A 20,483-nucleotide genomic window follows, 5' to 3' on the forward strand; every position below is an offset into this window, starting at 1 on the left:
ATTTGGAACTTATAGACATTGCTGCGGGAGGTCTACGCCTTCCGTTGACTTCCCCCGGCCGGGGCGCCAGAGGCTGCTGCCATGTCTGACAAAGCCCCACCCCGCGCCCGCACACGTCTCTATCTGATCACGCCGCCGCAGATCGGCGACGTGCAGGCCTTCGGAAAATTACTGGAGGACGCCCTCCGCGCCGGGGATGTGGCCTCTCTGCAGCTGCGCCTCAAGGGCCAGGATGGCATGATAGATATGCAGGCCACGCGCAACGTTGGCCGCGCCGTCATCGCCATGGCCCAAGAGGCGGGCGTTGCCGTGCTGATCAACGATTATGCCGAGCTGGCCCAGGAACTGGGCGCAGACGGGGTACATGTCGGCTGGGATGACATGCCGGTGAAAACCGCCCGCAAGCTGCTGGGGCCCGATGCCATCATCGGCGCCACCGCCAAGAACTCCTATCACCGCGCCATGCAGGCGGGGGAAGACGGCGCCGATTATGTCGCCTTCGGCGCTTTCTACCCCACCACCACCAAGGAAGGCACAGTGCCTGCCGAGCTGGAGCTTCTGGAAGTCTGGCAGGCTGCCATGCTGGTCCCCTGCGTCGCCATCGGCGGCATTACTGTTGCCAACGCCGCCCCGCTGGTCACCGCCGGGGCAGACTTCCTGGCCGTTTCCAGCGGCGTCTGGAGCCATGAAGAAGGCCCTGCCGCAGCGGTCAGGGCCTTCAACGCGATCTTCGACGAACTGGCGCCCTGATCAGGCGGCCGGGGGCACTACCGGCGGGACGCCCTTGGCGGTCTTGATGTCCCGCAGGTCATCGGCCATGCGGAACAGCAGCATGTAAAGCTCGCACATGAACCGCCAGAACAGCAGCCCGAGAGCCGCCCCGATGATCGAGCCGATAACCATCCCGATCCCGCCAAAGAAGCTGAAGCTGACCATGGTGCCAAGCCCGGAGAGAACTCCGGCGATCAGCCCGAGCGCGATACCGATCAGCCCCAGATAGTAGAGAATGGTGATCAGCTTGGTGCCGATCAGCTTGTCGAATGACAGGAATTGATTGACCATGGCTTCAGCCCTCCTTTGCTCATGGAAGGCCAGAGTGCCGGGAGTTGACGCTTACGGCAACCACCTTAAAAGCCGGTATAGCCATTAACACTCCGGCGCCTTGACCCTGAGCGATCAAAGGCTTACGCCCCCGCTTCCCGCCAGAAATGCGCCCAGACGAGACGATCCCATGTCGAAACCCTCCCCCGTTGGCACTGTGATGATCGCCGCTGCCCTCGCCGCAGGCCGCAGCCTGGCCCGCGATTTCGGCGAGGTGGAAAACCTGCAGGTCTCCCGCAAAGGCCCGGCAGACTTCGTTACCAGCGCCGACATGCGCGCCGAAGAGATCATCTATAACAGCCTCACCAAGGCCCGCCCCGGCTATGGCTTCCTGATGGAAGAGCGCGGCATTGTCGAAGGCACCGACAAGTCCAACCGCTTCATTGTCGATCCCCTGGATGGCACGCTGAACTTCATGCATGGCCAGCCCCATTACGCCGTCTCCATCGGCCTGGAGCGCGATGGGCGGCCGTTTGCGGGCGTCGTGTTCGATGTCGCCAAGAACGAGATCTTCTGGGCCGAAGTGGGCCGTGGCTGCTGGCTGGAACAGCGCAAGCTGCGCGTGGCTGCCCGCAAGAAGCTCGGCGAAGCGGTCGTCGCCACCGGCACGCCCTGGATGGGCAAGAGCGAGGAAAGCCACATCACCTTCGCCCGCGAGATGGCCGCGATGACGCCTGCCACCGCCGGCATCCGCCGCTATGGCTCGGCCGCGCTCGACCTTGCCTGGGTGGCCGCCGGCCGGTTTGACGCCTTCTGGGAACGCGGCCTGAAGCCCTGGGACATCGCCGCAGGCATCGTCCTGGTGCGCGAGGCAGGTGGCATCATCGAGGAAATCGAAGGCGCCGACCTCATGAAAACCGGCAACATCCTCGCCGGCAATGAAGACATCGTGCCCGGCGTGATGGAACAGCTGCGCCATGCCGGCTCCTTCGGCAAGGCTGCGAAGGTCTGATCAGACTTAAATCAGAATTGGGCGGAACCGCTGCCCTTGTCGGACGCCTTGCCTTCCTTGGCAGGTCTTTCCGGCTTTTCCGGTGTTTCGCTCTTGGTTGCCGCAGAGCTAGTAGTGGCAGCATGCTCTTCGCCTTCCACTGCAGACTGGTCAGCAACGACCTGATCGTCCGGCGCGGCTGGCGTTTCAGGCGAGGGCTTGGTCTCCTTGGTCGCTTCCAAAGCAGACTGAGCCTGCGCCGTCCCCATCAGCAGGGCAGCCCCAAGAACGACGGTAAACAATTTGTGTTTCATCGCTGATCTTCCTACACTTGATTGAAGTTCCACAACCATAACATGCGCAGCCGGCATGGGAATCCAAAATGAACGCGGAAAAAACCTGACGCCAACGTCATGTATTTCATTTCGTGAGAATTCGCGTAATCATGCGCGCCATGACCCAGCTCGACACAGACGTTCTCATCATTGGCGCCGGCCTCTCAGGCATTGGCGCTGCCGTACATCTCACCAAGCGCAGCCCCGGCAAGCGCTACCGCATCTATGAGGCGCGCGACGCCATCGGCGGCACCTGGGATCTTTTCCGCTATCCCGGCATCCGCTCGGATTCGGACATGCACACGCTGGGCTATAATTTCAAACCCTGGACAGATGCCAAGGCCATCGCCGATGGCCCCTCCATCCGCAAATACGTCAACGACACGGCCGACGAATACGGCATCCGCCAGAATATCCGGTTTGACACCAAGATCGTCGCCGCCAACTGGTCGAGCGCCGATCAGGCCTGGACGGTTACCAGCGAGAATGTGAAAACCGGCGCGCAGGAGAAAACCACCTGCCGTTTCCTGTTCATGTGCGGGGGCTATTACCGCTACGATCAGGGCTACCGGCCGGAATTTCCGGGTGAGGCGGCCTTCCGGGGACAGATCATCCACCCTCAGCACTGGCCCGAAGACCTCGACTATTCGGGCAAGAAGGTCGTCGTCATCGGCTCTGGCGCCACCGCCATGACGCTGGTGCCCTCAATGGCCAGCAAGGCCGGCCATGTCACCATGCTGCAGCGCTCGCCCACCTATGTGGTCTCGCGCCCGGCGGTTGACGGCCTTGCCAATTTCCTGCGCAAGATCCTGCCTGATCAATGGGCCTATAATCTGATCCGCTGGCGGAACGTCGCCTTCCAGCAATTCTTCTTCCGCAAGACCCGGGCAGACCCGGCCGCGGCCCGCGAGCGCCTCCTGAAAATGGTGCGCGAGGAGCTGGGTCCCGATTATGATGTCGATAAGCATTTCAACCCGGCCTACAATCCCTGGGAGCAGCGCCTCTGCCTGGTGCCGGATTCTGACCTCTTCATCGCCCTGAAATCCGGCAAGGCCAGCATCGAGACCGACCATATCGAGCGCTTCACGGAAAAAGGCATCCTGCTGAAATCCGGCAAGGCGCTGGAGGCCGACATCATCGTCACCGCCACCGGCCTCAACCTCGTCTTCATGAACGGCGTCGAAGTCTCTCTGGATGGGGCCAAGGTCGATCCGGGCCGCCTGCTGAATTATAAAGGCGTGATGCTGTCGAACGTGCCAAACCTGGCCGTCACCTTCGGATACACCAACGCCTCCTGGACGCTGAAGGCAGACCTCACCAGCGAATATGTCAGCCGCCTGATCAATCTGATGGATGAGAAAGGCGCAACCTCCGCCATGCCCTATCTCGCCGCCTTCCCGAACGAGACTCAACCGTTCGTGGACTTCTCATCGGGCTATTTCCAGCGCGTGATGGACCAGTTCCCCCGCCAGCACACAGAAGCGCCTTGGAAACTCAACCAGAACTATTTCGTGGACCGGAAAAACCTCCGGGAGCTGCCCATCGAGGACGGCGTCATGCAGTTCCACATTCCGGCAAAGGCCGCGCAGGCAAAACCGGCGCTGCAAGCGGCGGAGTAATCCGAAGGTACCCACCCTCCGGCCCGCAGAATATGCCTACTCCACCCAGTTCCGTCACCCTCGCATCGAGGGTGACGGGGGAACGCAAGCCGTTCTGCCCTTCCAAACACCCCCATAGCCCTCCCTGCCCACTCGGACTAAACTCTCCCTTCAATGCAAAGGAGGCCCCGATGTGGCTCTGGCTTTTATGGTGGTGTGTGGATGATCATCTGGCGGCGGCGCTGGAAACGCCCGGCCTCGGCAATCTGCCGATCTGGGTGCCGCTGATCCTCTCGCTTGCCTTCTCCTTCTCTCTCGACGGCGCCCTGAAACGCGACCGGAAGAAGATGCTCGGCTGAGCGCGGTGCCCGCAAGAAACGGGTGGGCACGCTCTCTGGTCCTGATAGATCGCTCCGGCACTGGAAACCGGGAGATTGGTTATGCGGCTAGCGGGGAAGACAGCAATCATCACGGGCGCAAGTTCCGGAATAGGCAAGGCCGCTGCCGCCCGCTTTGCCCGTGAAGGCGCCCATGTCATCCTGTCGGGGCGGCGGGAAAATGCGCTCAGGGAACTGACGGAGAATATCCGTGCCGCAGGCGGCAAGGCACATTTCCTGGCGGGCAACATCGCCGCCCGCAGCCATGTCGAGGCGCTCACCGGCCTCGCGCTGGAAATCACGGGACGCCTTGATATTGCCTTCAATAATGCCGGCACATTGGGAACCGGCGGATTGATCTGTGATCTGACCGAAGTTGATTGGCACGATGTAATGGAAGTGAACCTCACCAGCGCCTTTCATGCCGCACAGAGTCAGATCCCGGCCATGCGGAAAACCGGCGCCGGATCAATGATTTTCACCTCCAGCTTTGTCGGCCACACGATCGGGCTGCCAGGCATGGTTGCCTATGCCGCCAGTAAGGCGGGGCTGATCGGTCTAGTCCAGGTGCTAGCGGTAGAGCTTGGCCCGGAAGGTATCCGCGCCAATGCCCTGCTGCCCGGCGGCACCCGCACAGGCATGATGGTGGACGGCGCAGAGGCCCAGATCGCTGCGCTCCATGCGCTCAAACGTGTGGCAGAGCCAGATGAGATCGCCAACGCTGCTCTCTTCCTTGCCTCTGACGAGGCACGCTTCATCACGGGCAGTGCCATGCTGGTCGATGGTGGCAATTCGATTACCAAGGCCTGAGCCTTCAGCGCTCCGTGAACTGAAGCTCGGCCAGCCGGGCATAAAGGCCGCCCTGCGCCACAAGGCTGTCATGGGTGCCCTCTTCCACGATCCGGCCATGTTCCATCACCAGGATACGGTCGGCCCGGCGAACGGTGGACAGGCGGTGGGCGATCACGAGGGTCGTGCGCCCTTCGGCGGCGTTCTCGATGGCCCGGCGCACGGCCGCTTCGCTTTCGGAATCCAGCGCCGAGGTTGCCTCGTCCAGCAGCAGCACCGGCGCATTGCGCACCAGCGCGCGGGCCAGCGCAATCCGCTGGCGCTGACCACCCGAAAGGCTGCGCCCCTTCTGGCCAAGTTCGGTGGCGAGGCCCTCTTTCTCGCTGAGGAAGCCCATCGCCTCGGCCATCCGCGCGGCCTGTTCCAGGATCGCGTCATCGGCAGCTTCGTCGCCAAAGCGGATATTGTCGGCGGCCGATCCGGTAAACAGGGCCGCTTCCTGCGGCGCATAGGCAAAACACCGGCGCCAGTCGCGGGGCTCCGCCTCTGTGGAGGAAACCCCGTCGAGGCGGATTTCGCCCGCTTGCGGATCAAACAGGCGCAGCGCCAGCCGGAATACGGTTGTTTTCCCCGCCCCGCTCGGCCCCACCAGCGCGACGAACTCGCCCGGCTTCACATCCAGCGAGAAATCCTTCAGCGCCGAAACGGTCTCCTCGCCATAATGGAACGATACCTTGTCAAAGCTGAGCGCGCCCGGCCCTTTCGCCGGCAGCGGTTTGGGATGGGCGGGCGCGGAAATCTCCGGCACCGCGCGCAGCACTTCGGCCGCCCGGTCTGCTGCGCCCGCCGCGCGCATCACTTCGCCGTAAACTTCCGCCAACATGCCGAAGCCCGATCCGGCATAGGCGGCATAAAGCACCATGGTCGCGAGGTCGCCAAAGCTCATCTCGCCGCTGGCCACCGCCCGCGCGCCCAGCCACAGAACGCCGGTGAAGCCGCCAAACAGCAGCACCGAGACCAGCACGATCATGATCGCCCGCGCGCCCGTGCGCCGCATCGCGGCGGCAAAGGTTGCCTCCACCGCGCGCTCGAAGACCGAAAGCTGGCCCGCCTCGCGGCCATAGGCCTGGACAAGTTCGATGGAGTCGAGCGTTTCGGCTGCTTCCGCGCCCGCATCAGCGAGGCGCGACTGGGCCCGGTTGGACATCTTCCGGATCGTCCGCCCGATGATCATCACCGGCAGGATCGCCACCGGCAGCATCGCCAGAAGCGTCAGGCCGAGTTTCCAGTTCACCGCCAGCATCAGCGCCAGCGCGCCGGTCGTCGTCATCAGCGTGCGCGCCGCCAGCGAGGCGGAGGAGCCGAGGAATGTCTCCAGCAAGGTGATATCCGCCGTCAGCCGCGAGACCGCTTCGCCCGAGCGCATTTTGGCGTGATAGGCGGGCGAGAGCTTCAGCAGATGGGCATAGATGTCCCGGCGCAGGTCGGCGGCGATCCGCTCGCCGAAACGGGAAACAAAGTAGAAGCGGATCGCGCCCAGAACCCCGGAGCCCACCGCGGCGGCGAACACCCAGAGGAAAGCCTGGTCGATCAGCGCCTTGAGCAGGGCGGGATCCTGCCCGGCCCGCTGGCCGGCATCGGCCGCCCGGCCGAGCAGCATGGGGATCGCCAAGCTGAGCACGGCGGCGGCCACCAGGAAGACCAGCGCCACGGTGACCGTGATCCAGTGCCGCCGGGCATAGGGCCAGAGGAGCGCCAGCGGCTTCAGGCTGCGCCCGCGCGGGCGGCCGATCGCCTCCCCGCCTTCGGGCAGGGTTGTGCGGCGGTCGTCCACGATATCGGCGCTGGAATCGGCCATCGGCGCGGCATTTCTCCCTGTTGGGCGCGGCTGTTGCCGAATCCCTGTCAGCGCCCCTTGCGGGGGCGAGGCCTTTCCCTTATACGGCCCACTTCGAATTCCGGCTGAGACATGCCAGCGCACCCCGGTGCGTCAACCCCGTTCCGAACCGCTTTATGAGAGAGAGGCCCAGGCCATGAAGAAAGAAGGGCATCCCGACTATCACTTCATCACCGTGGTGATGACCGATGGCACCGAGTATCAGACCCGCTCCACCTGGGGCAAAGAGGGTGACCGCATGGTGCTCGACATCGACCCGAAAGTGCACCCGGCCTGGACCGGCGGCGAGGGCAAGTCCCTGGACCGCGGCGGCCGCGTTTCGCGCTTCAAGGACAAGTTCAAAGGCTTCGTGTAAGGCTTTCTGCTTCTACGCGATGTGTAGCGTGAAAAACCCCGGCCTCTGGCCGGGGTTTTTTCTTTGCAGCGAAGGTCAGCTGCGCAGCCGCAGGGCCAGCCCGATGAAGGGAACGGCGAGTTCCACCATACCCCGCTCAAGCGGGCCTTTGGCGAACTTCCGGAAATAGCGGGCCAGGCTGCGGGCCTTCTGGGCCTGCACGAAGGCGGAGGGCACATCGGAGGTGGAGGTGTAATGCAGCGCGCCAGCCAGCGGCTGGTAGATCACGCTGCCCCCGGCCTCGATTGCCCGGCGGCAGAGATCAACGTCCTCCACATGCAGGAAATACCCTTCGTCGAAACCGCCGAGCTGCTCGAAATCAGCCCGCCGCATCAGGAAGAAGGCGCCGGAGATGGCGCCGACGGCCACCGGCCCGGAGGGTGGGGGTTCATTCTCAAGTGTCCAGCGGGAGAGGCCGAGCGCGGCCATCAGCGTCAGCGTATTGCGCCGAGCGCCGCGCTGTTCCCGCCCGTCTATGCCGAAGATGCGGCCGCCCACAATCGCCGGCGCCGCGGCCCCTTCCAGCGCCGCTGCCAGCTGGCCCGCCGAGCCGCGCCGGATAACGCAATCCGGGTTGATCACCAGCAGGCGCTCGGCTGCTGTCTCCCGGGCGGCGCGATTGACCGCTGCGCCGAAGCCCGGATTGTCCAGCCGCAGAAGTTTGGCCTGCCCTGCGCAGCCGGTGATGAAGCCTTCCAGCCAGGCCTGCACTTCGGGCGGGTTACCATTGTTCGCGATGACGATTTCGGAAATCTCCGGATCGGCTTTGAGCGCATAGAGGCATTCGATGAGCCGTGGGCCGGTGTGATAGGTCACGACCAGGGCAGCAGTCTGCGCGCGGCCACTCATTCGGCTGCCTTGCTGCTTCGGTTGAGCAGGATGAGCATGGCCACCGCCAGGGCGAGCCCCGACCAGAACGCTTCGTTCCATACGCTGTAGGAGAAGTTGAAGATGCTGAAGGCGGCGCCCGCCATGCCGGCAATGGCGAAGCTGATTTCCGGGCGCAGCTGCGACGGGCGCGGCAGGCGGAAGCCGATCACCGTGATGGCAAAAGCCGCCAGCATGGCCCCCACAAAGCCGGTCTCGGCCCAGATCTGCAGCGGCATGTTATGCGGATGCCCCGGCACGACGGGAAAGTCTTGCCAGAACTCCGGCAACTGCGCCGCCCAAGCCGGATAGTCGGCATAGGTCTCGCGCCATGTCCGTGTGGCCATCAGGCCGTGGCCCGTATAAGGCGCCTCCCCGATGCGGTTCATCACCACTTCCCAGGACCAGAAACGAGACCGGAAGGATGCCGGCAGAAGGCTGTCGAGCCCCGTCATCAGCCGGATGAACTGGCTGACCATGAAGGGGGCCGCCGCAATGTGGCCGGCAATGACACCGAACAGCCAGCGATAGCCGGTTTCAGGCAGCAGCCGGATCAGCAGGAACGCGCCGATCATACCGCAGACGGCAAAGACGGCGGCATGATTGTCCGTCATCAGAGCGGCAAAAACCGTCAGCAGCACCAGGCCCGAGGCGCCGAGCAAGCCGGCCCGGTCGCCCCGCGCGCCGAGCGCTGCGGCCAGGATGGGTAGAACCACGGTGAAGAGGTTAATGTTGCGGCCGATATTCTGGACGCCGTTGACGACATCCTGAGGATTGTCGCCATAGAGCATCTGCAGGACCGGGCCGGCAACCAGGGCCGAGAGGAATACCAGCGCCCCCTGCGCCGCCAGGACGCCATAAATCCACTTGCGTGTGCGGGGCCCAAGCTGGGACCGCATGGCCCCGGCAATGGTCAACATCGCAAAGCTGGCGGTGAGAACAATGATCAGGCTGCGCGCGCCAATGGCGAATGTGCCTTCAAACAGATTGCCGCTGACCAGCCGGCTTGTGGCAGGCGACCAGACTTCGCTGATGGCCGCCCAGCCGATGAAGGCAACCGCGAAGCCTGCATAGAGGGTGGGCGGCATACGCGGCCGGGCAAGGATCAGCGCGGCAATGCCGGTCAGCCCGAGAAGCGGAGCAAAACCCAGCGTACCCAGCACGGCCAGAAGCGGCCAGAGCAGAAGCAGTCCGGCAAAGACAGGTCCGTAAGCCATTCTGCTCACTCTGGCCGTTGAGAACGGAGTTGTCACCGCCCCTTAACTGGGAGCGCGCTTCAGATCGGGCGGGAGCGCCTCATCTGCCAGCGAACCGAGCGCTTCTTCCAGCGAGAGGATTTGCTGACCGTTCGACCCCAGACGGCGCAGCGCCACCTTGCGCTCTTCCGCTTCCCGCGCGCCGACAACCGCAATGACCGGAACCTTCTGCAGAGAATGTTCCCGGACCTTGTAGTTGATCGTTTCATTGCGCCGGTCGACCTCTGCCCGGAGCCCTGCCTTGCGCAGCTCGGCAGCCACCTCTTCGGCATAGCTGCCGGCGGCGTCATCGGAGATCGCCGCGACGACGACCTGCACCGGCGCGAGCCAGATCGGGAAGGCCCCGGCGAATTCTTCGATCAGGATACCGATGAACCGCTCCATCGAACCGAGGATCGCGCGGTGCAGCATCACGGGACGCTGCTTGGAGCCGTCAGAGGCAATATATTCCGCCCCCAGACGTTCAGGCAGAACATAATCAAGCTGGAGCGTGCCGCACTGCCAGACCCGGCCGATGGCATCCGTCAGCTGGAATTCGAGCTTGGGCCCGTAGAAAGCGCCCTCCCCCGGCAGCAATTCGCAGGGCAAACCGGCGGCATCAACCGCCGCCTGGAGGCCAGCCTCGGCCCGGTCCCATGTCGCATCATCACCGGCGCGCACGTCGGGGCGCGTAGACAGCTTCACTGCGATCTTCTCGAAGCCGAAATCGCGGTAGACGCTTTCCAGCAGGCGGCAGAACTGGATGGATTCCTCGACGATCTGGTCTTCACGGCAGAAGATGTGGGCGTCGTCCTGCGTGAACTGGCGCACGCGCATGATGCCGTGAATGGCGCCGTGCGGCTCGTTGCGGTGGCAACAGCCGAATTCGGCCAGGCGCAGCGGCAGGTCGCGATAGGATTTCTGGCCGGATTTGAACACCTCGACATGTGCCGGGCAGTTCATCGGCTTCAGCGCCATCAGCTTTGCGTCTTCCGGCACGGAGATTTCCACGCCCTCTTCGCCTTCCGGAATGAAGTCCGGCACGATGAACATGTTCTCGCGATACTTGCCCCAGTGGCCGGATTTTTCCCACTGGACGGAATCCATCAGCTGCGGCGTCTTGATTTCCTCATAGCCCGACGCGTCCAGACGCCGGCGCATATAAGCCTCAATCTGACGCCAGACTTGGAATCCATTGGGATGCCAGAAGACAGAGCCAGCCGCCGCCATGCCGTCGAGATGGAACAGGTCGAGCTGCGCGCCGAGTTTGCGGTGGTCGCGCTTTTCGGCTTCTTCCAGGCGGTGGAGATGTTCCTTGAGGTCTTTCTCGCTCGCCCAGGCCGTGCCGTACATCCGCTGGAGCATTTCATTGCGATGGTCGCCGCGCCAATAGGCGCCGGCCAGTTTCATCAGCTTGAACGCCTTGGGCAGTTTGCCCGTGGACGGAAGATGTGGGCCACGGCAGAGGTCAAACCAGTTGCCCTGTTTATACACCGTGATGGCTTCACCCGGCGGGATGATGTCGTCGATGATCTGGGCCTTGTAGTCTTCGCCAATGCGCTTGAATTCGGCGATGGCGGCGTCCTTGTCCCAGACTTCGCGGATGATCGGGTAATCGGCATCGACGATCTCGCGCATCTTCGCTTCGATCTTTTCGAACTCGTCCGTGGAGAAAGGCTCCTTGCGGGCGAAGTCGTAATAGAAGCCGTCATCGATGACGGGGCCGATCGTCACCTGGGCATCGGGGTAGAGTTCCTGAACCGCCTGGGCGAGCACGTGGGCTGCGTCATGGCGGATCAGTTCGAGGCCTTCGGGATCGCGGTCCGTGATGATGGCGACACTGGCATCACCTTCAAGCGGACGGACGAGATCCCACATCTGGCCGTCGACCTTGGCGGCGAGGGCTTTCTTGGCGAGGGATTTGGAGATCGACTCGGCAACGTCCAGCGGCGAAGCGCCGTCCTGGTATTCGCGTTTGGAGCCATCGGGCAGCGTGACTTGGATCATGGGTCTTTGGTTTCTTTGGCGGGCTGCGGAACGGCATGTTCCCGCAGGAAAATCTGGGAATCCGGCTAAGGCTTCTGGCGCGCCGTGATTAACGCGGCTTTACCGGGCTGCCTACCCCGTTTTCAGGGTCGCCGGGACGGGGTCATCTTGTGCGGGTGCATGAACGGGCACGCGGGCGCGCCTTCAGGAGTGCGTCATGCACCCTGACGAGTTCGCGGGGTGAGCCCGGTGAAAAAGAAACCTGCGTTCATGCCGCTCATATGTCACGCCTCGGGCGGGGTTTCAACCAGGCCCGGCGTGCCATCTCTGGGTCCGGACTTCCAATCGCCATAGCGCCAGGGCTGCCAGAACGGTACGGCGGGTTTCGTTTCCGGGGGCGGGTCGATGCCATGGCTGCCGCCGGGCCGGCAGCGGATGAAGCGGGCAAGCGCCATCCATCCCCCTGCCCACCAGCCATGCCGGGCAACACATTCCGCGCCATATTCGCTGCAGGTGGGGTGATGCTGGCACCGCGCGCCGAAAAGCTGCAGCGCCTGGCTCGGGCCATGCTTGTAGATGGCGAGCAGTACATAGGCCGTGCGCCGGCGCAGGGTCATCACACCGCCGCCCGCGCGGCGAGGGCCTGGTCTATAGCGGCCACTGCGGCCTCGAAGGCGAGCAGCGTAGAAGCGTGGCGCGGCGGATAATCAGCCACAGGCTCCAGATGGCGCAGTTCCCAGAAGCGGCCTTCCGGCGGCGGGCCACCTTCTTTCAGCATGGCGCGCAGAGCTTCGAGGGCGGCGCGGATTTCGCTGACCGTTGCCCCGACCGCATTGGCCGAAAGGATCGACGTGGACGCCTGCCCCAGCGCGCAGGCCCTGGGATCAACGGCGATGGCGGTCACCACCTCCCCCGCCGCATCCAACGTCAGCGCTACATGCACGGTGGAGCCGCAGACGCGCGAGACTTTCAGCGCTTCCCCCTCAGCGCCTGCAAGCTGGCCCACATTCGGGATGCCGGCGGCGAGTTCGAGGATACGGTTGTGATAAAGCTCGCTCATGACTGACTAGATGGCCCGGCGGGACTTCACCGGCAAGAGGCGAGAAAAAAGGCCTGCCGGGCGAGTCTGTGGAGACACTTGCCGGCAGGCCGGAAGTCGAGAGGTGGAGAAATGAGGCCAAAGGCCATGAGGGGTCGATGCCCGCCCCATGCCCTAGGGTCAACTTAACGATTGGAGAGGCTTTGCCGCCTGCGCGTCCGCCCGGCGTTCAGAACGGCCAGAGCGCCATCAGCCGGGGGGCGAGGTTCACCACCAGCAGGATGGCCCCGGCGAAGGCCGCCCCCGCCAGCAGCAGCACGAAGCCGTCCCGCGCCGTCAGCGCGAGGCCAAAGAGCAGCACCGTCAGGCTGGGCAGCAGCGGCCCGAGGGGAACAAGACCGAGCGGATAGGTGAGGAGCGCCGCCAGCACACAGATCACCGCGACGATCTGGAGAAAGGGTGGCTCTGTCAGGAAGGTGAGGCGCGGCTTCACCAGCGCATCGACCATGTGGGCATACCGCTCCCCGGCGGCGACACCCTGGACGAGATGGTCCCGCTTGAACTTGATCTCGGTAACGCCCTTGGGCAGCCAGGGATGGCGCAGGCCGAACACGATCTGCAGGGCAAAGGCCAGGATGACGGTGGCGATGAACCAATTGGCGCCCGGAATGATGGTCAGCGGGCTGACCGCAATGAAACCCAGCAGCAGGAAAACCGGGCCATGGGCCCGCCGGCCGATCGCCACGAGGAGTTCGTGAACGGTCACCTCGTCGCCCTCCGTATTGAGGACGAGAGAGCGCATCATGGTGCGCAAGTTGGTGACGGGAATATCCGTGCCGTTGCGGTTCATGGCAGGGGCGTTTCTGCGCCAGATGCCGGGGCGCCATAACGTTCGATCCGCGAGGCGGCCTGATAGCCACCGGTAATCTTAATGACGTAAAGCCGGTCAAACTCGGCCGCATCATCAATCGGCGGGCCGGGATCGGCGCCGATCAGGGCGGCCAGGGCGTCGGTCGTGTTGGAATGCCCCACCACCAGCTTCACCCCCGGCGTTGCGGCAAGCTTATTGCCAAAGGCAGGCAATTCAGCGGCGTCATAGGTCTGCACCGGCAAGCCCAAGGCCCCCGCAAGCGGCGCAGCGGTTTCCTGTGTGCGGCGTGTTGCGGTCGACCATATTTCGGTAACGCCTTCAGCCGAAAGGCGTTCCACCAGCGCCGCGGCCCGCAGGGCGCCGGCGGGCGACAGCGCCGGATCAGAGCCGGTCTCTTTCTCCCCATGGCGCACCAGGAAAAGCCGGGTCACCGCTTCGGCGGCAGGCACGGCAGTCTCGGCCGAGGCTTGAAGGGGGGTGAGGCAGGCCGAAAAGAGGCCTGCCGCGACAAATGCAAGAAAGCGGCGGCGGATCAGATGCGCCGCCATGTGCTGCCTGCCGGACCATCCATGATCTCGATCCCCTCTTCCGCCAGCGCCTTGCGGATACGGTCCGCCTCGGCCCAATCCTTGGCCGCGCGGGCATCTATACGGGCCTGCACCAGAGCATCGATGCGGGCATTCTCGTCCGTATCGCCGCCCTGCTCCCATTCCTTGGGTGTTTTGGTGAGCAGACCAAGCAGTTTTCCAGCCGCCAGCAGGTTTGCCCGTGCATTGGCCATGCCGGTGGCATCCTTGATGTCGGCCGCCGTATTGGCTTCCGTTGCCAGGCGGGAAAGTTCGGCCAGCGCGTCCGGCGTGCCGAGATCATCCTCCAGCGCCCGTAGGACGCCGATATCGCGCGCTTCGCCGCCTTCCGCCTCCCAGACACGGCGAAGGGCGCCGTAAATCCGGTCGAGCGTGGTCTTGGCCTGTTTCAGGAGGTCTTCGGTCCAGTCGAGCTGGGCGCGGTAATGCGCCGTCAGCAGCGCAAAGCGCAGCACTTCGCCCGGCCAGCTTTTCAGCAGGTCATGCACGGTGACGATGTTGCCGAGCGATTTCGACATCTTCTCCCCGCCCATGTCGAGGAAGCCGTTATGCATCCAGTAGCGCGCCAGTTCCTCGCCATGGGCGCATTCGGACTGGGCGATCTCGTTCTCATGGTGGGGGAAGGTCAGGTCCACGCCGCCGCCATGAATGTCGATCGTGCGGCCAAGATGCTTGGCGGCCATGGCCGAGCATTCGATGTGCCAGCCGGGGCGGCCACGGCCCCAGGGGCTATCCCAGATCGCGTCTTCCGGCTCTCCGGACTTGGCAAATTTCCAGAGTGCGAAATCCGCCGGATCGCGCTTGTCCTCGTCCACTGCCACACGGGCGCCGGCTTCGTTATCCTCGGGTTTGCGGCCAGACAGGCGGCCATAATCGGGCATTGAGGGCACAGAGAACCAGACGCCCGTTTCGCCGACATAGGCGTATTTCTTGCGCACCAGCTTTTCGATCATCTCGATCATCTCCGGCACATGGCCGGTAGCCCATGGCTCGATGCTGGGCGGGATGACGTTCAGGCCCTGCACGTCTGCATTGTAGATGGCAGCATATTTCTTCGTGATCGCCGCAATCGGCTCGCCTGAGGCCAGGCTGGCGGCGATGATCTTGTCTTCGATATCGGTGATATTGCGCGCATAAACGACCGCGCGCTCGCCATATTTCGCCATCAGCACCCGGCGCAGCACATCGAACACGACCGGCGGGCGGGCATTGCCGATATGGGCGTAGTTATAAACGGTCGGGCCGCAGACATACATCGTGATCCGCTTCGGGTCCTGGGGCTCGAAGACGCGTTTCTTGCGCGCGGCAGTATCGTAAATGCGAAGGGTCATCGTATCTCTTGGATCGGGAATGTCGGGGGAGCAGCTCGCGGGCTGGATGTTCCGGGCAGCCCTATGGCCCGTTGCGGCCTCAGCAGCAACAGGGACGGCAGCAAGAATATGCAAACGCGGCGCTCGACATGAGCCGGTGCGTATCACCTTCCGCCGGGAAAGCCAAGATTTCCGTAATCCAGCGCCCAGGTTTCCCCGTAGAAAGCGCTGGAAACAAAGACCCGCCGGGCCTATGTATCCTCACATCGCCCTGAGGGTATCAACTCCGGGCGGGCGTTAAGTCCGGGCAAGAAGGCGTCAAAGACCTTCAAGGGATGCCCCGGCTCGACCCCCGTCCCTCAGTGAAGGACAACTGAATTGGCTATGGACGCCGTAACCCCCAAAAAAGATATTCCGCGCGCGGACCCCGTTCGGCGCCCCACTCAGCAAGAGGCCGAAGAAGCCGTCCGCACGCTCATTGCGTGGGCGGGCGACGATCCGCGCCGCGAGGGCCTGATCGACACGCCCAAGCGCGTCGTGAATGCCTACAAGGAGTGGTTTGAAGGCTATGGCGAAGACCCGGTGAAATATCTCAGCCGGACCTTCGAAGATGTGCAGGGCTATGACGACATCGTCATGCTGCGCAACATCGAGGTGGAGAGCCATTGCGAGCATCATATCGCGCCCTTCATCGGCAAGGCTTTCGTGGCCTACAAGCCGTCAAGCGCCGTGGTCGGCATTTCCAAGCTGGCGCGCGTGGTGGAAATTTTCGCCAAGCGCCTGCAGACGCAGGAAACGATGACCGCGCAGATCTGCGACGCGATCACCGAAAGCCTCGCCCCGATGGGCACGGCCGTGTTCATCGAGGCCGAGCATCAGTGCATGTCCACCCGCGGCGTTCACCACAAGCACGTCACCACGATCACCACGCAGTTTACCGGCGTGTTCAAATCCGACGCTGACCTGCGCAACCGCTTCCTGGCGATGTGCAACCAGAACGGCTGATTTTTCAGACGGCTGAAGAATTTTCTCGAAACGCCCTGCCCTTCCGGCGGGGCGTTTTTCTATTGAGCGGAAATCAACGCGCCAGCCAGTCGGCGATATCCGCGACGACCTTTTCCGTGCCCGGCTCTTCCACGATCCAGTGGGCATGACCGGGATATTCGATGAAATCACCAGGCACGGGGCTGGCGGCGTATTTGGCCGCGACCTTGCGCACAGCCTTGGCGAGGGTGGCGCGGTCTTTGCCGGCAGCAATCGTCAGGGTGGGGAGGGTGATCTTTTTCTCGTCTATCTCGATCCCGTCGGTGATGTCGCCATAGACCCGGCCGGAATCGTAGAGCGCGCCGGCATAGATCTCGTCATGGCGCGCCTTGGGGACGCAGTTGAGCACGCCATAACGGAAGCCGGTTTTCCAGACCTTGTGCGCTTTCTTGCGATCCTGCGACAGGATCACGTTGAAGAAGGTCCAGGCAACAGAAGGGCCGATCACGGCGCAGCCCTTGGGTTGGGCAGGCGTCAGAAAAACAGCCCTGGATACATCCCCGCTTTCGGCCAGCGCCTGCGCGATCAGGCCGCCCATGGAATGTCCGATCACGGCAGGTTTCTGCCCCGTGGCGGCAGCGATGCGCGCCGCTTCGGCCCGCATCGCCTGGATATAATCCTGCAAGCCGAGATCCGAGAGATTGGCGGGCGGATTTTCCCGCACGCGCCGGTCCGGGAAAAGGGTCGGCGTGTGGCAGGTCCAGCCGCGCGCCTCAAACAAGGGCTTCATCCGGTCCCAGGCCGAGCCATCGCAGCCTACCCCGTGGATCATCAGAAGATCGCCCATGTCCCCTACCCCCTTATCCTGTCAGCCCTGCGGCACCCTGCCCGGCAACACAGGCTCTGCCCATTGTTGGAAGCGGGTCGCCACTTCCTGATAGACGGGCCGCTTAAAGGGTACAATCAGGTCCGGCGTCTCCTCCAGCCTGGCCCAGCGCCAGGCATCAAATTCGGGCGTATGGCGATCCAGGCGCACATCGCTGTCAGACCCCTTGAAGCGGAAGGCGAACCATTTCTGCCGCTGGCCGAGATATGGCCCCGGCATCCGTTTCTTCAGGTCTGGCGGGAAATCATAATAGAGCCAGTCGGCGGTCTCTTCGAGCACATCGACAAGCTTGGGGGGCACGCCGATTTCCTCTTCCAGTTCGCGCAGGGCGCCGGTCAGGGGATCTTCACCGGGGTCAACGCCGCCCTGCGGCATCTGCCACTGGAAGGGGCCGCGGCCATTGATACGGCGGCCAATGAACACATGCCCCGCCTTCGAGAACATGGCGAGGCCGACATTGGCGCGATAGAGTTGGGGATCGAGTCGGGTCTGGGTCACCCGCCGGTTTTTAGACCAGCCTTGCCCGCGCTGCCAGTGCGAAGCTCGCGGCGCTCAGCCAAAGGCTGGGCCACAGGCTCTGCCGAGCGCGGCACGAGGGCGGACACCGGCGCCAGCACCAGGCCTTTCTCGTCCAGCGTGTCGATCCAGAGCGAGGCAGCTTCAATCGTTACCGGGAAGGCAAAGCCAGCTCCGATCGCGCCGCCATGCTGACGGGCGAGGGTCTCAAGTTCCATGAACTCGGCGGCGATATCCTGAGGGGACTGGCGGGTGTCGACCGGACCGGCAGCGCGGGCAAAGCGCAGGCCCTTTGTATCGGCAACCTGGCCGAAGAAAGCTTTGTGAACGCTGCCATCGTCAATGAAGGCCAGGCCGCGTTCGGCCAGCACATCGAAGATGGGCTCGATGGACCCGGTATCGGCACCAAACTTGGCACCCTGATAATTGATGACGCCGAAATAGCCGCTGGCGCGGCTGAGCACCTGGTTGAGCTTGGCAAGGTTTGCCTTCTTGTCAGCCCCGGCGGTCAGCGTGTCGGGGTGCATCCGCATCCGGCCATACTCATAGGCCTCCATCGGCACTTCGATCAGCACTTCATGCCCGTCCGCGCGGGCCATCTTGATCCAGTAATCCAGACGGCTGGCATCCGGCGCAAACGACAGGGTGACATCGGCGGGCAGCGCGTCAATCGCGAGCTTGGTCTGGGTGGAGTTGATGCCAAGGCCGCCGATCACAAGAGACACAACGGGGCGCCCCTCCGGGTTCGAGAATGGCCGGGCGTAGATGTCTGCCGGTGCCTTGCTGGCGGGTTTGGGGGCGGTTTCGGCGGTGTTGAGTTTCAGGGGCACGCCCGCAGGCGCTGCGCCTGACGGAGCCCCGGCCGCCACTTCGCCAAACGACTGGCCAGGCTGGACGAGACGGCCATTGATCCGGATGCCGGCCGCCGGCGCCATGATCGGCCCGCCCTGCCCGCCGGTGATGTCGATGCGCATGCCCTCGCCATCCAGCTCGGTATAGGCAAGGTCCATGCCCCCGGAGGCTGGATAGTCAGCCGGCATATAATCTTCATCATAATCTGCCGCGCGGATGGCTGCGAAGGCTGCGCCTTTCTCATCCGCGTCCCCGGAAGTGGTTCCGAACAACGAAATCGTCTGGCGGGGACCGGCTGCGGCCGGATCAGCCGTAATGTGGAGACCCGCGCCCAGTGCCACGGCGAGACCACCAAAGACACCCAGGCTCATGCCAGCATGCATGAGGCCGGACTTCAGCGGTGACGGCTCTGATTGCCGGTAACCCATGTATCGACCTCGTGAAAATCTGACGGCTGCGGGAAAGCAGCTTTCAGAATCGCCGCGCAGGGTTAACAGGAGGCAAACAGATGCTTACCGGGCCTCAATCAATCGAGCCTTTAAGCAGTGGAAATCGTTAACCGGGCTCATCAGCCTGCATGGCGAGACGCGAGACGGACGCCCGCCCGTCCTTCACCAGCTGCAAGGCCCGCTGAAGCTGGAAGTCTTCGCCTTCATAGCCTTCGGGCGGCTGCTCATCCGGCATCCGCAGCTTGGACCGCTCTGCCCCAGACTCGTTGGCGAGGGCGTGCGGCAGATCGGCTTCGGAGAAGCGCTGGATCCGGGCGAGTTCTTCCTCGGTCAGGCGGACCTGGGTGATCATGATGTCCGGCTCGATCCCCAGCGCCTGGATGGAGCGGCCCGAAGGCGTGTAATATCGGGCGGTGGTGAGGCGGATGGCGCCGCGCTCAGCTCCCAGCGGGATAACCGACTGGACCGATCCCTTGCCAAAGCTGGTGGTGCCCACAACCAGCGCTCGGCCGCGATCCTGCAGCGCGCCGGCAACAATCTCTGACGCCGAAGCCGAACCGCCATTGATCAGCACGACCAGAGGTACGCCCTTGAACACTTCCGCCTTGGTGGCGTTGCGGCGCTCAACGTCAATTGGGCGGCGCCCCTGGGTCGAGACAACCTCGCCGCCGGAAAGGAAGAAGTCAGACACCTTCACCGCTTCGTCGAGCAGGCCGCCGCCATTATTGCGCAGATCCAGCACGATACCGGCAGGCTTGGCGCCAATGTCGCGGCTGATCGCCTGTACGGCGTCTTCAAGCAGGGTTCCGGTGCGCTCATTGAAAGTGGAGACACGGATATAGGCAATGTCGCCCGGCTCTTTCTTCCAGGTGACGGATTTCTGCTGCACCACATCGCGCACCAGCTTCACGGGGAACGGGTCAACGCCTTCGCGCAGGATGGTGATCTCGATCTCGGTGCCCTTCTCACCGCGCATCTCCTTGACGGCGTCGTTCAGCGTCTGGCCGATGATCGGCTTGCCATTGATGGCAGTGATGTAATCGCCCGGCTGGATGCCGGCACGCTGGGCGGGGGTGTCGTCAATCGGGGAAATGACCTTCACGAAGCCGTCTTCCATCGTCACTTCGATGCCGAGGCCGCCATACTCGCCGGAGGTCTGGACCTGAAGCGAGCGGAAATCTTCCGGGTTCATATAGCTGGAATGCGGGTCAAGCGAGGTCAGCATGCCGTTGATGGCGGACTCCATCGCTTCGCGCTCATCGATCGGGACGACATAATCCCGCTGCGCGCGCGCAAAGATTTCTGCGAACAGCTCAATCTGCTGATAGGTGGCAACGCGCGGGTCTTCAGGCGGCTTGACGTCCTGCCCCTGGGGCCAGGCCATTGCCGCAAAACCCACCGCCAGCGCTCCCAGAACTCCACCCAGGGCCGTTCCGGTCAGCAATGAACGCATATTCCACTCCATCATAATCCTCACAC

22 protein-coding genes are annotated in these 20,483 nt (G+C 63.5%); 7 read left to right on the forward strand and 15 right to left on the reverse strand.

Annotation, left to right across the window (positions count from 1 at the left end; genetic code table 11):
- Window positions 1–81: 81 nt before the first annotated feature.
- Complete coding sequence (thiE, locus tag BBF93_RS16225; RefSeq protein WP_114106602.1) at window positions 82–750, forward strand: thiamine phosphate synthase; 669 nt, start codon at window positions 82–84, stop codon at window positions 748–750.
- On the opposite strand, the gene BBF93_RS16230 is transcribed toward thiE, so the two are convergent.
- Window positions 751–1,062, reverse strand: coding sequence for a DUF4282 domain-containing protein (locus BBF93_RS16230; RefSeq protein ID WP_035595282.1), 312 nt, complete (start codon window positions 1,060–1,062; stop codon window positions 751–753).
- Window positions 1,063–1,231: 169 nt separating this feature from the next.
- Between BBF93_RS16230 and BBF93_RS16235 the strand changes: the two genes are divergently transcribed.
- Entirely contained in the window at window positions 1,232–2,053 is an 822-nt protein-coding gene (locus BBF93_RS16235) for an inositol monophosphatase family protein (protein WP_114106603.1), read from the forward strand.
- Window positions 2,054–2,064: 11 nt separating this feature from the next.
- On the opposite strand, the gene BBF93_RS16240 is transcribed toward BBF93_RS16235, so the two are convergent.
- Complete coding sequence (locus tag BBF93_RS16240; protein WP_114106604.1) at window positions 2,065–2,346, reverse strand: hypothetical protein; 282 nt, start codon at window positions 2,344–2,346, stop codon at window positions 2,065–2,067.
- Window positions 2,347–2,486: 140 nt separating this feature from the next.
- Between BBF93_RS16240 and BBF93_RS16245 the strand changes: the two genes are divergently transcribed.
- The 3 genes from BBF93_RS16245 (at window position 2,487) to BBF93_RS16250 (ending at window position 5,152) form a co-directional block, all read left to right on the forward strand.
- Window positions 2,487–3,986 carry an NAD(P)/FAD-dependent oxidoreductase gene (locus tag BBF93_RS16245; protein WP_114107127.1) on the forward strand — a complete coding sequence of 500 codons (1,500 nt, stop codon included), beginning with the start codon at window positions 2,487–2,489 and terminating at the stop codon, window positions 3,984–3,986.
- 170 nt (window positions 3,987–4,156) lie between these two features.
- Entirely contained in the window at window positions 4,157–4,324 is a 168-nt protein-coding gene (locus tag BBF93_RS19700; RefSeq protein WP_199285902.1) for a hypothetical protein, read from the forward strand.
- Between the two features lie 81 nt (window positions 4,325–4,405).
- Entirely contained in the window at window positions 4,406–5,152 is a 747-nt protein-coding gene (locus BBF93_RS16250; RefSeq protein ID WP_114106605.1) for an SDR family oxidoreductase, read from the forward strand.
- 4 nt (window positions 5,153–5,156) lie between these two features.
- Here the strand turns inward: BBF93_RS16250 and BBF93_RS16255 are convergent, their stop codons facing one another.
- The gene (locus BBF93_RS16255) at window positions 5,157–6,989 is read right to left on the reverse strand and encodes an ABC transporter transmembrane domain-containing protein (protein ID WP_114106606.1); all 1,833 of its coding nucleotides are present in this window, start codon (window positions 6,987–6,989) and stop codon (window positions 5,157–5,159) included.
- Window positions 6,990–7,164: 175 nt separating this feature from the next.
- On the opposite strand from BBF93_RS16255, the gene rpmE reads away from it, so the two are divergent.
- Entirely contained in the window at window positions 7,165–7,383 is a 219-nt protein-coding gene (gene rpmE / locus BBF93_RS16260; protein ID WP_011648164.1) for a 50S ribosomal protein L31, read from the forward strand.
- Between the two features lie 75 nt (window positions 7,384–7,458).
- Here the strand turns inward: rpmE and BBF93_RS16265 are convergent, their stop codons facing one another.
- The 8 genes from BBF93_RS16265 to cysS all read right to left on the reverse strand — a co-directional run bounded on the left by BBF93_RS16265 (window position 7,459) and on the right by cysS (window position 15,338).
- Entirely contained in the window at window positions 7,459–8,271 is an 813-nt protein-coding gene (locus tag BBF93_RS16265) for a glycosyltransferase family 2 protein (protein WP_162786607.1), read from the reverse strand.
- Window positions 8,268–9,506: an O-antigen ligase gene (locus BBF93_RS16270; RefSeq protein ID WP_114106608.1), complete on the reverse strand. Its 1,239-nt coding sequence runs from the start codon at window positions 9,504–9,506 to the stop codon at window positions 8,268–8,270. The genes BBF93_RS16265 and BBF93_RS16270 overlap by 4 nt, the downstream gene beginning before the upstream one ends.
- 42 nt (window positions 9,507–9,548) lie before the next feature.
- On the reverse strand, window positions 9,549–11,531 hold the full coding sequence (gene thrS, locus BBF93_RS16275; protein WP_114106609.1) for a threonine--tRNA ligase: 1,983 nt from the start codon (window positions 11,529–11,531) through the stop codon (window positions 9,549–9,551).
- 263 nt (window positions 11,532–11,794) lie between these two features.
- Entirely contained in the window at window positions 11,795–12,127 is a 333-nt protein-coding gene (gene yidD, locus BBF93_RS16280; RefSeq protein WP_114106610.1) for a membrane protein insertion efficiency factor YidD, read from the reverse strand.
- The gene (locus BBF93_RS16285) at window positions 12,127–12,570 is read right to left on the reverse strand and encodes an iron-sulfur cluster assembly scaffold protein (protein ID WP_114106611.1); all 444 of its coding nucleotides are present in this window, start codon (window positions 12,568–12,570) and stop codon (window positions 12,127–12,129) included. The genes yidD and BBF93_RS16285 overlap by 1 nt, the downstream gene beginning before the upstream one ends.
- Before the next feature lie 208 nt (window positions 12,571–12,778).
- A complete protein-coding gene (locus BBF93_RS16290) occupies window positions 12,779–13,399 on the reverse strand; it encodes an exopolysaccharide biosynthesis protein (RefSeq protein ID WP_035595299.1) in 621 nt (206 codons plus the stop codon).
- Window positions 13,396–13,968 carry a histidine phosphatase family protein gene (locus tag BBF93_RS16295; RefSeq protein WP_114106612.1) on the reverse strand — a complete coding sequence of 191 codons (573 nt, stop codon included), beginning with the start codon at window positions 13,966–13,968 and terminating at the stop codon, window positions 13,396–13,398. Before BBF93_RS16295 ends, BBF93_RS16290 begins: the two co-directional genes overlap by 4 nt.
- Entirely contained in the window at window positions 13,953–15,338 is a 1,386-nt protein-coding gene (gene cysS, locus BBF93_RS16300; protein ID WP_114106613.1) for a cysteine--tRNA ligase, read from the reverse strand. Before cysS ends, BBF93_RS16295 begins: the two co-directional genes overlap by 16 nt.
- 363 nt (window positions 15,339–15,701) lie before the next feature.
- On the opposite strand from cysS, the gene folE reads away from it, so the two are divergent.
- Entirely contained in the window at window positions 15,702–16,322 is a 621-nt protein-coding gene (gene folE, locus BBF93_RS16305; protein ID WP_035595302.1) for a GTP cyclohydrolase I FolE, read from the forward strand.
- Between the two features lie 73 nt (window positions 16,323–16,395).
- Here folE and BBF93_RS16310 read toward each other — a convergent pair whose 3' ends face one another.
- From BBF93_RS16310 to BBF93_RS16325, 4 genes are all read right to left on the reverse strand, one after another.
- A complete protein-coding gene (locus tag BBF93_RS16310; RefSeq protein ID WP_114106614.1) occupies window positions 16,396–17,148 on the reverse strand; it encodes an alpha/beta hydrolase in 753 nt (250 codons plus the stop codon).
- A 21-nt stretch (window positions 17,149–17,169) separates the two neighbouring features.
- On the reverse strand, window positions 17,170–17,685 hold the full coding sequence (locus BBF93_RS16315; protein WP_114106615.1) for an RNA pyrophosphohydrolase: 516 nt from the start codon (window positions 17,683–17,685) through the stop codon (window positions 17,170–17,172).
- Window positions 17,682–18,926 carry a divergent polysaccharide deacetylase family protein gene (locus tag BBF93_RS16320; protein WP_162786608.1) on the reverse strand — a complete coding sequence of 415 codons (1,245 nt, stop codon included), beginning with the start codon at window positions 18,924–18,926 and terminating at the stop codon, window positions 17,682–17,684. Before BBF93_RS16320 ends, BBF93_RS16315 begins: the two co-directional genes overlap by 4 nt.
- Window positions 18,927–19,110: 184 nt before the next feature.
- On the reverse strand, window positions 19,111–20,457 hold the full coding sequence (locus BBF93_RS16325; RefSeq protein WP_114107128.1) for a S41 family peptidase: 1,347 nt from the start codon (window positions 20,455–20,457) through the stop codon (window positions 19,111–19,113).
- Window positions 20,458–20,483 lie beyond the last annotated feature (26 nt).

Source organism: Hyphomonas sp. CACIAM 19H1, assembly GCF_003325995.1.
GTDB lineage: Bacteria > Pseudomonadota > Alphaproteobacteria > Caulobacterales > Hyphomonadaceae > Hyphomonas > Hyphomonas polymorpha.